Here is a 14,099-nt window from a genome sequence, read left to right as displayed (position 1 = left end):
TGTTCCGACGATAACCACCAGCCCGCTGTGCGTTTTCCCGTTTCGTCCTTTTATAGGCTGCTTCTTATTTACAGGCTCAGGTTATGCCCGATTACGTCAATTGGCTTCGTCACGCTTCTCCTTATATCAACGCCCACCGCGACTGCACCTTCGTGGTCATGCTGCCCGGCGACGGCGTAGAACATCCTAACTTCGGCAACATCGTCCATGACCTGGTGCTGCTGCACAGCATGGGTGTGCGCCTGGTGCTGGTGCATGGCTCGCGTCCACAGATCGAAACCCGCCTGGCCGCGCGTGGCCTGACCCCGCATTACCACCACGGCATGCGCATCACCGATGCGGCGACCCTGGAGTGCGTGATCGACGCCGTCGGCCAGTTGCGCATCGCCATCGAAGCGCGGCTGTCCATGGACATGGCGTCCTCGCCGATGCAGGGTTCGCGGCTGCGGGTCGCCAGCGGCAACCTGGTGACCGCCCGGCCGATCGGCGTGCTCGAAGGCGTCGACTATCACCACACCGGCGAAGTGCGCCGGGTCGATCGCAAGGGTATCAACCGCCTGCTGGACGAGCGCTCGATCGTACTGCTGTCGCCCTTGGGCTACTCGCCGACCGGGGAAATCTTCAACCTCGCCTGCGAAGACGTCGCCACCCGCGCGGCCATCGACCTGGCTGCCGACAAACTGCTGCTGTTCGGCGCCGAGCGTGGCCTGTTGGATGAAAGCGGTAACCTGGTGCGCGAACTGCGTCCGCAGCAGGTGCCGGCGCATTTGCAGCGTCTGGGCGGCAACTATCAGGCGGAACTGCTGGATGCCGCGGCCGAGGCTTGCCGGGGCGGGGTGGGGCGCAGTCATATCGTCAGCTACGCCGAAGACGGCGCGCTGCTGACCGAGCTGTTCACCCGTGACGGTGGCGGTACGCTGGTGGCCCAGGAGCAGTTCGAACTGGTCCGCGAGGCGGCCATCGAGGACGTCGGCGGTCTGCTGGATCTGATCAGCCCGCTGGAAGAGCAGGGGATTCTGGTGCGGCGTTCCCGCGAGGTGCTGGAGCGTGAGATCGAGCAGTTCAGCGTGGTCGAGCGCGAGGGGATGATCATCGCCTGTGCCGCGCTCTACCAGATCGCCGACTCCGACGCCGGGGAGCTGGCCTGCCTGGCGGTGAACCCGGAATACCGCCACGGCGGTCGCGGCGACGAACTGTTGGAAAGGATCGAAACCCGGGCCCGGGCCCAGGGCCTGAAAACCCTGTTTGTCCTCACCACCCGTACCGCCCACTGGTTCCGCGAACGTGGTTTCGTACCTAGCAGTGTCGAGCGCCTGCCTTCCGCGCGGGCCTCGCTGTACAACTACCAGCGCAACTCGAAGATCTTCGAAAAAGCCCTCTGAGCATCATTCCCTTCGGCAACCCGCTCTTGACAGGAGCGGGTTTTTGCTGCGCCCGCTGCAAGCGATTTGTGTTTCAGAAAAATAAATTCGCGTGACACAAAAACTGTAACAAATTGACGCGACCATCGGCGCGAAGCCATTATTGCGTCGCCTTTTTGATACTGGTTGACGTATCTGGCTTATGTTTTAACTGATCGATCTAAAGATCAGCGGGGAAATACCATTCAGGAATCAGACGGTACGCCGATACCTTGTGCCACGGCTCGAGTAGGCATACCTGGCGATATTCCCGAACGGTATGAAAAAGAATGAAATAATTCTTTTTGGGATTATGAAAAACTCATTACCCTGCAAGGAGCAAATCATCGCGATTAGACCTTGGTCGTAGACACAGTTGGTTACGATTGACTTATGAGTCACGGTCTGGCGCTAATCGCCCACCGATGGACCCGGGGCATCAGACCCTGGGCCTGAGTACACAAGAATTAGAAACGAGAGGAGCGAAACATGAACAAGTCCACCTTGGCCCTGGCTGTGGCCGTTGGGGTTCTGGCGCAGCAGGCAGGCGCCGCCGGTTTCATCGAAGACAGCAAGGCCACTCTGGGTCTGCGTAACTTCTATATCAATACTGATAACCGTGATGCCGATACCAAGGCGTCCGGCGCACAGAACAAGCAGGAAGAGTGGGGCCAAGGCTTCCAGCTCAACTTCATTTCCGGTTACACCGAAGGCACCGTTGGTTTCGGTCTCGACGCCATCGGCCTGCTGGGTATCAAGCTGGACTCGGGCGGCGGCACCAACGGCGCCTCTGCTACTTCTTATGGCGGCACTGTCTTCCCGAGCGAGTCCAACGGCAAAGCAGTCGATAACTACTCCAGCCTGGGCCTGACCGCCAAAGCCAAGATCTCTCAGACTGAGCTGAAGCTCGGTACCCTGCAGCCAAAACTGCCAGTCATCGTGACCAACGATGGTCGTATGCTGCCGCAAACCTTCCAGGGCGGTCAGATCACCTCGAACGACATCAAGGACCTGACACTGGTTGGCGGTCAGATCGAGCATGCCAAGGGTCGTAACTCCAGCAACAACGAAGAACTGTCGATTGCCGGCGCCAACGCGCACACCGCTGCTGGTCGCGACAGCAACAAGTTCATCTACGGTGGTGGTGACTACAAGATCACTAAAGATCTGACCGCTCAGTACTACTACGGCAACCTGAAAGACTTCTACAAGCAGCACTTCGTTGGCCTGCTGCACAACTGGGCTATCGGCCCGGGCGTATTGAAGTCTGACCTGCGCTACTTCAACAGCCGTGACGACGGTGCCAACGGCCATGACTCGGCCTACTACACCACCGGTGACTACGGTACCGGCATCACCAAGGGCAAGGTTGATAACAACCTGATCAGCGGCCTGTTCCTGTACTCGGTTGCCGGCCATACCTTCGGTGGTGGCTACCAGGTCAGTAACGGTGACAGCGATTTCCCTTGGCTGAACCAGGGTGACGGTTCGTCGGCTTACCTGACTACCGACATGCAGATCGCCAAGTTCGCCCGTGCTGGCGAACGTACCTGGCAAGCTCGCTACTCCTACGATTTCGCCAAGGTAGGCGTGCCCGGCTTGACCGCTGGTGTGATCTATCTGCGTGGCGACAACATCGATACGACTGGCCGAGAGGGTTCCGTTACCCCTCAGCGTTCCGTTTCGGTTACCAACGCCAGCGAGTGGGAGCGCGACCTGACCGTGGCCTACGTGATTCCGGAAGGTCCACTGAAAAACCTCGGCCTGACTTGGAAAAACGCCATGTGGCGTAACGACATTCCGGGCCAGCGCTCGCAGGACGAAAACCGCCTGATCGTCAGCTACTCGATCCCGCTGTTGTAATCCGACGTTAAAACCTCGCCCGGCGCAATGCCGGGCGAGGTGTTGTTATCCAGGTCGGACCCACCCCCGCAGGTCCTCCCCGAAACCCCTCTTTACAGCTACTCAAGGCCTTCTCGAACCTTGTCGAGGATGGTGTGCCCTGGGCGTGCGCGAATCCAGTGAAGAGATTTTTAATATTCCTTTACAGTCTAAATAAATCGATATTTATTCTTTTTAAATATTCCCAGGCGCAGGCACAGTAGGGCTCATAACGCACTCACAGGAGCAGCACCATGAGCCTCAGACTTGGCGACATCGCCCCCGACTTCGAACAGGATTCCAGTGCCGGCAAGATTCGCTTCCACGAGTGGCTCGGCGACAGTTGGGGCGTGCTGTTTTCCCATCCGGCGGATTTCACCCCGGTGTGCACCACCGAACTGGGATTCACCGCCAAGCTCAAGGAGCAGTTCGCCCAGCGCGGCGTGAAAGCCATTGCCCTGTCGGTGGACCCGGTGGACTCGCACCACAAGTGGATCGAGGACATCAACGAAACCCAGAACACCCTCGTCAACTTCCCGATCCTGGCCGACGCCGACCGCAAGGTCTCGGACCTGTACGACCTGATCCACCCGAATGCCAACGACACCCTGACCGTGCGTTCGCTGTTCGTCATCGACCCGAACAAGAAGGTGCGCCTGACCATCACCTACCCGGCCAGTACCGGGCGCAACTTCCACGAGATCCTGCGGGTGATCGACTCGCTGCAGCTTACCGACAACTACAAGGTGGCCACCCCGGCCAATTGGCAGGACGGTGATGAAGTGGTGATCGTGCCGTCGCTCAAGGACGAAGAGGAAATCAAGAAACGCTTCCCCAAAGGTTATCGCGCGGTCAAACCCTACCTGCGCCTGACTCCGCAACCGAATCGATAAGCCGTTTTCGATTACGCGGCGGCGTGTTGCTGTAGGAGCCAGCTTGCCGGCGATGGGGTCAACACGGCGTGTCAGGTACGCCGCTTCGCGAGCAAGCTCGCTCCTACAAAGATTGATGTATCCACAAAGCAGGGGTTTTTGGGCCGTTTCGACGGCCTATTTTTTTGCCTGGAGAATGGCTTTTCTTATATTCATTTAAAGAATAAACAAATGAAAAAATAAGATTTATGGATATATAAATAGGCTGTTAAGGTCTGCTCAGCTCAGCGAGATCGCAAACCGCGAATCGCCCATTACCGCTAAAGGAAACTTCTGCATGCTGGTCGTCTCACTCGGTGGCAGTCCCAGCCAACGCTCCCGCTCCGGGGTGCTGCTGGAACACGCCAAACGCTGGTTGCAGCAACAAGGTGTGGAAGTGGTCGACTATCAGGTCCGGGATTTCCCGGCCGAGGACCTGCTCCATGCGCGCTTCGACAGCCCGATGGTGATCGACCTGCTGCAACAGATTGAACAGGCCGACGGCCTGCTGATCGCCACCCCGGTCTACAAGGCATCGTTTTCCGGCGCGCTGAAAACCGTGCTCGACCTGCTGCCGGAACGCGCCCTGAACCACAAGGTGGTGCTGCCGATGGCCACGGGCGGCAGCATCGCCCACATGCTGGCGGTGGACTACGCGCTCAAGCCGGTGCTGTCGGCCCTGAAGGCCCAGGAGATGCTCCAGGGCATCTTCGCCGAGGACAGCCAGATCGCCTACGGCGAAGGCAGCGCCCAGGCGCAGTTGGCGCCGGCCCTGGAACAGCGCCTGCGCGAAGCCCTGGAACAGTTCCACAGCGCCATGGCGCGACGTCCCAAACCGCTGGACCCGAATCTGTTGAATGATCGTTTGTTGAGTGCTCGCTGGAGCATTTGAGCCCCACCCGAATCTGAAGTACTGGCCTTACTTAGCCGCCAACGGCCTAGCAGGTGCAGCCAAAACCCAACAGCAAAAAGGAGAGCGCCATGCGCCCTGTGATTTTGCGTCGTGGTCTGGTCGCTCTGTTTGCTGCGGCTGTGTCCTTCGGCGCCATCGTTCAAGCCCAAGCGGCCGAAACCCTGCGTATCGGCTATCAGAAATACGGCACCCTGGTGCTGCTCAAGGCCAAGGGCTCGCTGGAGAAGCGCCTGGCGGAGCAGGGCGTGCAGGTGCAATGGACTGAGTTCCCCGGTGGCCCGCAGCTGCTGGAAGGGCTGAACGTCGGCTCCATCGACTTCGGCGTCACCGGCGAGACCCCGCCCGTATTCGCCCAGGCCGCCGGTGCCGACCTGTTGTACGTGGCCTACGAGCCACCGGCGCCGACCAGCGAAGCGATCCTGGTCCCCAAGGATTCGCCGATCAAGTCGGTGGCGGAGCTCAAGGGCAAGAAGGTGGTCCTCAACAAGGGCTCCAACGTGCACTACCTGCTGGTCCGCGCCCTCGAAGACGCCGGCCTCAAGTACAGTGACATCCAGACCGTATTCCTGCCGCCCGCCGATGCCCGCGCCGCCTTCGAGCGTGGCAGCGTCGATGCCTGGGTGATCTGGGACCCCTATCAGGCGGCGGCCGAGCAGCAGCTGCAAGCCCGCACCCTGCGTGACGGCAGCGGCATCGTCGACAACCACCAGTTCTACCTGGCGACCAAACCCTACGCGCAGCAGCACCCCGAGGTGATCAAGACCCTGGTGGAAGAAGTGCGCGCGGTGGGCGAGTGGTCCAAGGCCAACCCGGACGAGGTGACCCAGCAGGTGGCGCCACTGCTCGGCCTGCCGGCGGACATCACCCTGACCTCGGTGAAACGCCAGGGTTATGGCGCGCACTTCCTGACCCCGGACGTGGTGGCGGCCCAGCAGAAAATCGCCGACAGCTTCCACCAGCTCAAGCTGATTCCCAAGCCCCTGAGCATCAAAGACGTGATCTGGGCGCCTCCAGCCGCCGTTGCCAAAGCGCCGTAACTCGATCCCCTTAGGAGACAACTCCATGAGCCTCAATATTTTCTGGTTCCTGCCTACCCACGGCGACGGCCATTACCTTGGCACCGCCGAAGGCGCTCGCGCCGTCGACCACGGCTATCTGCAGCAGATCGCCCAGGCGGCCGACCGCCTCGGTTTCGGCGGCGTGCTGATCCCCACCGGACGTTCCTGCGAGGACTCCTGGCTGGTGGCGGCCTCGCTGATCCCGGTGACCCAGCGCCTGAAGTTCCTGGTCGCCCTGCGTCCGGGAATCATTTCTCCGACGGTGGCGGCGCGCCAGGCAGCAACCCTGGATCGCCTGTCTGGCGGCCGGGCGCTGTTCAATCTGGTGACCGGCGGCGATCCGGACGAACTGGCCGGCGACGGCCTGTTCCTCAGCCATGAAGAGCGCTACCAGGCTTCGGTGGAGTTCACCCGCATCTGGCGCCGGGTGCTGGAAGGCGAAACCGTCGATTACGACGGCCAGCACATCAGCGTGAAGGGCGCCAAGCTGCTCTATCCGCCGATCCAGCAACCGCGTCCACCGCTGTACTTCGGCGGCTCTTCGGAAGCCGCGCAGGACCTGGCCGCCGAGCAGGTGGACATGGTCCTGACCTGGGGCGAACCACCGGCCGCGGTGGCCGAGAAGATCGAGCAGGTCCGGGCCAAGGCCGCCAAGCAGGGGCGCAGCGTGCGCTTTGGCATTCGCCTGCATGTGATCGTGCGTGAAACCAACGCCGAGGCCTGGCAGGCGGCCGAGCGCCTGATCTCCCATCTGGACGACGACACCATCGCCCGCGCCCAGGCGTCCCTGGCGCGTTTCGACTCGGTCGGCCAGCAACGCATGGCGGCCCTGCACGGCGGGCGTCGCGACAAGCTGGAAGTCAGCCCCAACCTCTGGGCCGGCGTCGGCCTGGTACGGGGCGGCGCGGGCACCGCGCTGGTCGGCGATGGCCCGACCGTGGCGGCGCGGATGCAGGAATACGCGGACCTCGGTATCGACACCTTTATCTTCTCCGGGTATCCCCACCTGGAAGAGTCGTACCGGGTGGCCGAGCTGCTGTTCCCGCACCTGGATATCGAACGTCCCGAGCTGCCCAAGGGCGCCGGGTACGTCAGCCCGTTCGGCGAAATGGTCGCCAACGACATCATTCCCAAAGCTGCGTCCCAGAGCTGAGGCGCGGCCATGAATAGACAAACCTTGTTCCATCGCCTGGCACCCTGGGCCTTGCCGCTGCTGTTACTGGCGGTGTGGCAGTTGTCGGTCTCGGCCGGCTGGCTGTCGACGCGGATCCTGCCGGCACCCAGCGCGGTGATCGAAGCCGGGGTCGGCCTGGTGCGCAGCGGCGAAATCTGGACCCACCTGGCTATCAGCGGCTGGCGCGCGGCGATCGGTTTCCTGATCGGCGGTGGCATCGGCCTGGCCCTGGGCTTTATCACCGGCCTGTCGAAGTGGGGCGAGCGCCTGCTGGACAGCTCGGTGCAGATGATCCGCAACGTGCCGCACCTGGCGCTGATTCCCCTGGTGATCCTGTGGTTCGGCATCGATGAGTCGGCGAAGATTTTCCTGGTGGCCCTGGGCACCCTGTTCCCGATCTACCTGAACACTTATCACGGCATCCGCAACGTCGACCCGGCGCTGGTGGAAATGGCGCGCAGCTATGGCCTGTCCGGCTTCGCCCTGTTCCGCCAGGTGATCCTGCCGGGCGCCTTGCCTTCGATCCTGGTGGGCGTGCGTTTCGCCCTGGGCTTTATGTGGCTGACGCTGATCGTCGCGGAAACCATCTCCGCCAGCTCCGGCATCGGTTATCTGGCGATGAACGCCCGGGAGTTCCTGCAGACCGACGTGGTGGTGCTGGCCATCGTCCTGTATGCCGTGCTCGGCAAACTGGCGGACCTCGCCGCGCGCGGTCTGGAACGTGCCTGGCTGCGTTGGCATCCGGCCTATCAAGTGGCCAAGGGAGGTGCGCAATGACGGCTCAACAACCTCCACGCCTGCTGCGCGGTATTCCGCTGGCGGTGCGCAAGCTGCAAAAGACCTTCGGTTCGCGCCAGGTGCTGCGCGAGATCGACCTGCATATTCCGGCCGGGCAATTCGTTGCGGTGGTCGGCCGTAGCGGTTGCGGCAAGAGCACCTTGCTGCGCTTGCTGGCCGGCCTCGACAAACCCACCGGCGGCGAATTGCTGGCCGGTGCCGCGCCGCTGAGCCAGGCCATCGAGGACACCCGCCTGATGTTCCAGGAGGCGCGCCTGCTGCCCTGGAAGAAAGTCATCGACAACGTCGGCCTGGGCCTCAAGGGCGATTGGCGCCCCCAGGCCCTGGAAGCCCTGGAGGCGGTGGGCCTGGCCGATCGCGCCAATGAGTGGCCGGCCGCCTTGTCCGGTGGCCAGAAGCAGCGGGTGGCCCTGGCCCGGGCGCTGATTCACCAGCCACGCCTGTTGCTGCTGGACGAGCCTCTGGGCGCGCTGGATGCCCTGACCCGGATCGAGATGCAGCAACTGATCGAGCGCCTGTGGCAGCAGCATGGCTTCACTGTCCTGCTGGTGACCCACGACGTCAGCGAAGCGGTGGCGGTGGCCGACAGGGTGATCCTGATCGAAGAAGGCGAGGTCGGTCTCGACCTGCTGGTGGAGCTGCCGCGCCCACGGGTGCGCGGCTCCCATCGATTGGCGGCGCTGGAAGCCGAAGTACTCAACCGCGTGTTGTCGCTGCCCGGGTCGCCGCCCGAGCCGGAACCCGTTTCACCCTTGCCCACGCAATTGCGTTGGGCGCAATAAAAGCAGCGGCAAGCTTTTAGCTGCAAGCTGCAAGAAGGAGTCGAGTGCTTTTACTTGCAGCTTGCCGCTTGAAACGTGCCGCTTATTTCGACCCGAGGAGAAATCGTATGACTATCAAGGCCATCAACGTTCGCAACCAGTTCAAAGGCACCATCAAAGAAATCGTCGAAGGCGACGTGCTCTCGGAAATCGACGTGCAGACCGCCTCCGGCATCGTCACGTCGGTGATTACCACCCGTTCGGTGCGGGAGCTGGAGCTGGCGATCGGCAGCGAAGTGATCGCGTTCGTGAAATCCACCGAGGTATCGATCGCCAAGCTGTGACCGGTGCGCGACAACCGGCCCCGGACGGCGTGAGCCCTTCGGGGCTTTTTTGTGGGCGCTGACGGCTGTAGCCGCTGCCGAGCCTGCGATCGAGGTGGGCGGCATTCCGACGCAGCCTTCGCCAGCCGGTTTATCTGAAGGAATGCATGGCCAGGTTTCACGGCCGCGTTGCGGCCGGACGCAGCCTCGCGAGCTCGGCAGCGGCTACAGGGGCGTGCGCTTGGGCAGGTAAGGCGGCAGGTACAGCCCCAGGTAGGCATCGAACACCCGCATGCCTTCCTCGGCCATGCGCTCAGTGATTTGCCCATGCTGCTGGACCGAGCGCGCGTAGACGCGGTCGCCCAGCTCCATGGCCAGGGCGAACACATCGACGTCCGCGGGCAGCGCTGGCAGCTGGAAGTGCTGGTCGAACAGCTTGTGCATCAGGTCGCCCAGTTCGATGTCGTGCTGGCGGTCGGCCTGGGTGACCTCGGTGAGGCCATGCTGGGCCAGGATCAACTGGCGGGCCGCGGCGTCGGCGCTGTAGATGGCGAGCATGCGCTGTTCGACCAGGCGCGACAGGTCGTGCCAGCTGCCGAGGGCTGCGTGGTCGATGGGCTCTTGCAGGCAGGCGCGGAACGCGGCGTGGATGTCGGCGGTCAGGGCTTCGAGCAGGGCGGGAACGCTGGCGAAGAAGTGGTAGACCGAGGAGGGTGGAATCTCCGCGCGCTCGGCCACGCTGTAGATCGACAGGCTGGCCACGCCCTCGGCGGCAAGCAGGGTGCGGGCGGCATCGAGTATCGAGTCGATCCGGGCCTGGCTGCGTGCGCGGGGTTTGCGGGGGGTGGCTACGCGTGTCATGGGAGTCTCCTGCGGGGCAGCGGGCATTGTACGAGGCGTGTCGGGTGTTGTCTGCCAGGACGCCTTCGCGGGCAAGCCTCGCTCCTGCAAGATGGAAATGGCATACGCTCCGATCCTGTAGGAGCGAGGCTTGCCCGCGATCCGCCGCAAGGCGGCCATAAAAAAACGCCACGGGCCTTTGCGGCCGGTGGCGTTTTTTTGCTGCAGCCGCTTACACGGTGTGCAGGTACCAGTTGTACTCGAGGTCGGAGATTGAGTGCTCGAACTCCTCCAGCTCGCTTTCCTTGCAGGCCACGAAGATATCGATGTATTTCGGATCGATGTACTTGGCCATGACTTCGCTGTCGTCCAGCTCGCGCAATGCATCGCGCAGGTTGTTCGGCAGGCTCTGCTCGTTCTGCTCGTAGGAGTTGCCTTCGGTTGGCGCGCCCGGTTCGATCTTGTTGACCAGACCGTGGTGCACGCCCGCCAGCACCGAAGCCATCAGCAGGTACGGGTTGGCATCGGCACCGGCGACACGGTGTTCGATGCGCACGGCGTCGGAAGAACCGGTCGGTACGCGGATGGCCACGGTACGGTTGTCCAGGCCCCAGCTCGGCGAGTTCGGCACATAGAATTGCGCGCCGAAACGGCGGTAGGAGTTGACGTTCGGGCAGAGGAAAGCCATCTGCGCCGGTAGGGTCTCGAGCACACCGCCGATCGCGTGACGCAGTGCGGCGTTCTGCTCGGGATCCTCGCTGGCAAAAATATTCTTGCCGTCCTTGTCCAGGACCGAAATATGGACGTGCAGACCATTACCCGCCTGGCCCGGGTAAGGCTTGGCCATGAAGGTGGTGTCCATCTCATGGTCGTAGGCGATGTTCTTGATCAGACGCTTGAGCAGTACCGCATAGTCGCAAGCCTTGATCGGGTCGGCGACGTGGTGCAGGTTCACTTCGAACTGCGCCGGAGCACTTTCCTTGACGATGGCGTCGGCCGGGATGCCTTGTTCTTTCGCGCCTTCGAGAATGTCCTGCAGGCAGTCGACGTACTCGTCGAGGTCGTCGATCAGGTAGACCTGGGTCGAATGCGGGCGCTTGCCCGAGATTGGCGAGCGTGGCGGCTGTGGCCGGCCATTCACGTTCTCCTGGTCGATCAGGTAGAACTCCAGCTCGAAAGCCGCGCAGATGGTCAGGCCCAGCTCGTCGAACTTGGCAACGACTTGACGCAGCACTTCGCGTGGGTCGGCGAAGAAAGGGTCGCCTTCGAGTTCGTGCATGGTCATCAGCAGTTGTGCGGTGGGGCGCTTCTGCCAGGGTTCATTGCACAGGGTGTCGGGGATTGGATAGCAGATTCGATCGGCGTCGCCGATGTCCAGGCCCAGGCCGGTGCTTTCCACCGTCGAGCCATTGATATCCAGAGCAAATAAAGAGGCCGGCAGGTTGATGCCTTTCTCGTAAACCTTGTGGAGGCTGGTGCGTTCGATGCGCTTGCCGCGCACCACACCATTCATATCCGCAATCAGAAGGTCAACGTACAGAACCTCAGGATGTTCCTTAAGGAACGCGTTCGCTTCGTTAAGCTGAACGGCACGCGGGGGTACCGACATGATGCAACACCTTTGTTGTTAAAAATATCAATCATTGATCTTTTCAGGTTTCAGTCAACCCGAACGGCATGCCGAAGTCAAGCGAGGCCTTTTTTGCCCTAAAAAAGCGCCTGCAGGGCATTTTTGGGGCGCTTTTATGGCTTCGGAGGGCTTGGCCGCCACGGCCTTGAGCGGGCCGTGTTGTATTTTTTACGGGGGTGTTGTGTAAAAAAATGAACAAGGCTAAGCTCGATTTAAACCCATAACAGCAATAATACCGGGGTGTTTCATGTCTCGCCTGCCGTTAATCGGCGTCACCGCCTGCTCCAGGCAGATCGGTCTGCATGCTTATCACATCAGTGGCGACAAGTACGTCCGCGCAGTGGCAGTAGCAGCCAAGGGCGTGCCCATGATCCTTCCGTCCCTGGCCGATATTCTGAGCCCGTCCGATATTCTGGACGGTCTGGATGGCATCCTCTTTACCGGTTCACCCTCCAATATCGAACCTTTTCACTATAGCGGTCCCGCCAGCGCGCCGGGAACCGCGCACGACCCTGCCCGTGATGCCAGCACTCTGCCGCTGATCCGCGCCGCGGTGGCGGCCGGGGTTCCGGTACTGGGGATCTGCCGCGGTTTTCAGGAAATGAACGTGGCCTTCGGCGGCAGCCTGCATCAGCGGGTCCACGAGGCCGGCCCGTTCATGGACCACCGCGAGGACGATAGCCAGCCGGTGGAAGTGCAATACGCTCCGGCCCATGCGCTGCATGTACAGCCGGGCGGGGTGCTGGCCGGCCTCGGCCTGCCGGCGCAGATTGAAGTCAATTCGATTCATGGCCAAGGCGTTGAACGTCTGGCGCCGGGCCTGAAGATAGAGGCCCTGGCACCCGACGGGTTGATTGAAGCCTTCTCTGTCGAGGGGGCGCCGATCGAGGGAGGCAAGGCTTTTGCTTTGGGGGTGCAATGGCACCCCGAATGGCAGGTAAGCTCTAACCCTCACTACCTCGCCATCTTCCAGGCATTTGGCGATGCCTGTCGCCAGCGGGTAATGCAACGCGACGCCAATGCGTCACAAAAACCTGGCTTATAAGAGCCAGGAAACTCACGCCTAGAGGCATTTATGAGTAACAACCTCGACCAGCTCACCGATTGGTTGAAAGACCACAAGATCACAGAAGTCGAATGCATGATTGGCGACCTGACCGGGATCACCCGGGGCAAGATCTCGCCGACCAACAAGTTCATCGCCGAAAAAGGCATGCGCCTGCCCGAGAGCGTGCTGTTGCAGACGGTGACCGGCGACTATGTCGAAGACGACATCTATTACGAACTGCTGGACCCGGCCGACATCGACATGGTCTGCCGCCCGGACCAGAACGCGGTATTCCTCGTGCCCTGGGCCATCGAGCCGACCGCCCAGGTGATCCACGACACCTACGACAAGCAGGGCAACCCGATCGAGCTGTCGCCGCGCAACGTGCTCAAGAAGGTCCTGAAACTCTACGCCGACCACGGCTGGCAGCCGATCGTGGCGCCGGAGATGGAGTTCTACCTGACCAAGCGCAGCGACGACCCGGACTACCCGTTGCAGCCACCGGTCGGTCGCTCCGGGCGCCCGGAAACCGGTCGCCAGTCGTTCTCCATTGAAGCCGCCAACGAATTCGACCCGCTGTTCGAGGACGTCTACGACTGGTGCGAACTGCAGGAGCTGGACCTCGACACGCTGATCCACGAAGACGGCACGGCGCAGATGGAGATCAACTTCCGTCACGGCGACGCCCTGTCCCTGGCCGACCAGATTCTGGTGTTCAAGCGCACCATGCGCGAAGCCGCGCTCAAGCACGAGGTGGCTGCCACCTTCATGGCCAAGCCGATGACCGGCGAGCCGGGCAGCGCCATGCACCTGCACCAGAGCATCATCGACATCGAGACCGGCAAGAACGTCTTCTCCAATGAAGACGGGACCATGAGCCAGCTGTTCCTCAACCACATCGGCGGCCTGCAGAAGTTCATCCCCGAGCTGCTGCCGCTGTTCGCGCCCAACGTCAACTCGTTCCGCCGCTTCCTGCCGGACACCTCGGCACCGGTGAACGTGGAGTGGGGCGAAGAGAACCGCACCGTGGGCCTGCGCGTGCCGGATGCCGGGCCGCAGAACCGCCGGGTGGAAAACCGCCTGCCGGGCGCCGACGCCAACCCTTACCTGGCCATCGCCGCCAGCCTGCTGTGCGGGTTCATCGGCATGGTCGAAGGCCACAACCCGAGCGCGCCGGTGGTCGGCCGCGGTTACGAGCGCCGCAACCTGCGCCTGCCGTTGACCATCGAGGACGCCCTGGAGCGCATGGAAAACAGCAAGACCATCGAGAAGTACCTGGGCAAGAAATTCATCACTGGCTACGTCGCGGTCAAGCGGGCCGAGCATGAAAACTTCAAGCGCGTCATCAGTTCGTGGGAGCGG

At 62.0% G+C, this 14,099-nt stretch carries 13 protein-coding genes; 11 read left to right on the top strand and 2 right to left on the bottom strand.

Annotated elements, in window-relative coordinates; translation table 11 throughout:
• Positions 1 to 83: 83 nt before the first annotated feature.
• The 9 genes from argA (at position 84) to J4E58_RS27100 (ending at position 9,240) form a co-directional block, all read left to right on the top strand.
• Positions 84 to 1,382 (top strand): amino-acid N-acetyltransferase, encoded by a 1,299-nt coding sequence (gene argA, locus J4E58_RS27140; protein ID WP_087092495.1) that lies wholly within the window; start codon positions 84 to 86, stop codon positions 1,380 to 1,382.
• Positions 1,383 to 1,889: 507 nt separating this feature from the next.
• Positions 1,890 to 3,263, top strand: coding sequence for an OprD family porin (locus tag J4E58_RS27135; RefSeq protein WP_087092494.1), 1,374 nt, complete (start codon positions 1,890 to 1,892; stop codon positions 3,261 to 3,263).
• A 272-nt stretch (positions 3,264 to 3,535) separates the two neighbouring features.
• Positions 3,536 to 4,174, top strand: a complete 639-nt coding sequence (locus tag J4E58_RS27130; RefSeq protein ID WP_007928285.1) for a peroxiredoxin — start codon at positions 3,536 to 3,538, stop codon at positions 4,172 to 4,174.
• Between the two features lie 316 nt (positions 4,175 to 4,490).
• Positions 4,491 to 5,084, top strand: a complete 594-nt coding sequence (gene ssuE, locus J4E58_RS27125; RefSeq protein ID WP_007928287.1) for an NADPH-dependent FMN reductase — start codon at positions 4,491 to 4,493, stop codon at positions 5,082 to 5,084.
• An 89-nt stretch (positions 5,085 to 5,173) separates the two neighbouring features.
• Positions 5,174 to 6,142, top strand: a complete 969-nt coding sequence (locus J4E58_RS27120; RefSeq protein WP_087092493.1) for a sulfonate ABC transporter substrate-binding protein — start codon at positions 5,174 to 5,176, stop codon at positions 6,140 to 6,142.
• 25 nt (positions 6,143 to 6,167) lie between these two features.
• Entirely contained in the window at positions 6,168 to 7,316 is a 1,149-nt protein-coding gene (ssuD, locus tag J4E58_RS27115; protein WP_087092492.1) for an FMNH2-dependent alkanesulfonate monooxygenase, read from the top strand.
• Positions 7,317 to 7,325: 9 nt separating this feature from the next.
• Positions 7,326 to 8,114: an aliphatic sulfonate ABC transporter permease SsuC gene (gene ssuC, locus J4E58_RS27110; protein WP_053263039.1), complete on the top strand. Its 789-nt coding sequence runs from the start codon at positions 7,326 to 7,328 to the stop codon at positions 8,112 to 8,114.
• Positions 8,111 to 8,917: an aliphatic sulfonates ABC transporter ATP-binding protein gene (gene ssuB, locus J4E58_RS27105; protein ID WP_007928301.1), complete on the top strand. Its 807-nt coding sequence runs from the start codon at positions 8,111 to 8,113 to the stop codon at positions 8,915 to 8,917. Before ssuC ends, ssuB begins: the two co-directional genes overlap by 4 nt.
• A 107-nt stretch (positions 8,918 to 9,024) precedes the next feature.
• Positions 9,025 to 9,240, top strand: a complete 216-nt coding sequence (locus J4E58_RS27100; RefSeq protein WP_007928303.1) for a molybdopterin-binding protein — start codon at positions 9,025 to 9,027, stop codon at positions 9,238 to 9,240.
• A 204-nt stretch (positions 9,241 to 9,444) separates the two neighbouring features.
• On the opposite strand, the gene J4E58_RS27095 is transcribed toward J4E58_RS27100, so the two are convergent.
• Positions 9,445 to 10,080 carry a TetR/AcrR family transcriptional regulator gene (locus tag J4E58_RS27095; RefSeq protein ID WP_087092491.1) on the bottom strand — a complete coding sequence of 212 codons (636 nt, stop codon included), beginning with the start codon at positions 10,078 to 10,080 and terminating at the stop codon, positions 9,445 to 9,447.
• Positions 10,081 to 10,291: 211 nt separating this feature from the next.
• Complete coding sequence (locus J4E58_RS27090; RefSeq protein WP_087092490.1) at positions 10,292 to 11,668, bottom strand: glutamine synthetase family protein; 1,377 nt, start codon at positions 11,666 to 11,668, stop codon at positions 10,292 to 10,294.
• 268 nt (positions 11,669 to 11,936) lie between these two features.
• Between J4E58_RS27090 and J4E58_RS27085 the strand changes: the two genes are divergently transcribed.
• Positions 11,937 to 12,734, top strand: coding sequence for a gamma-glutamyl-gamma-aminobutyrate hydrolase family protein (locus tag J4E58_RS27085; protein ID WP_062824302.1), 798 nt, complete (start codon positions 11,937 to 11,939; stop codon positions 12,732 to 12,734).
• A 30-nt stretch (positions 12,735 to 12,764) separates the two neighbouring features.
• Positions 12,765 to 14,099: glutamine synthetase family protein (locus tag J4E58_RS27080; RefSeq protein WP_207255342.1), on the top strand; the 1,335-nt coding region annotated here is incomplete at its 3' end.

It is taken from the genome of Pseudomonas sp. FW305-25, assembly GCF_017351415.1.
Lineage (GTDB): Bacteria > Pseudomonadota > Gammaproteobacteria > Pseudomonadales > Pseudomonadaceae > Aquipseudomonas > Aquipseudomonas chlororaphis.
The sequence above is the reverse complement of the archived record's forward strand: the minus strand, read 5'-3'. Positions and strand labels throughout refer to the sequence as shown.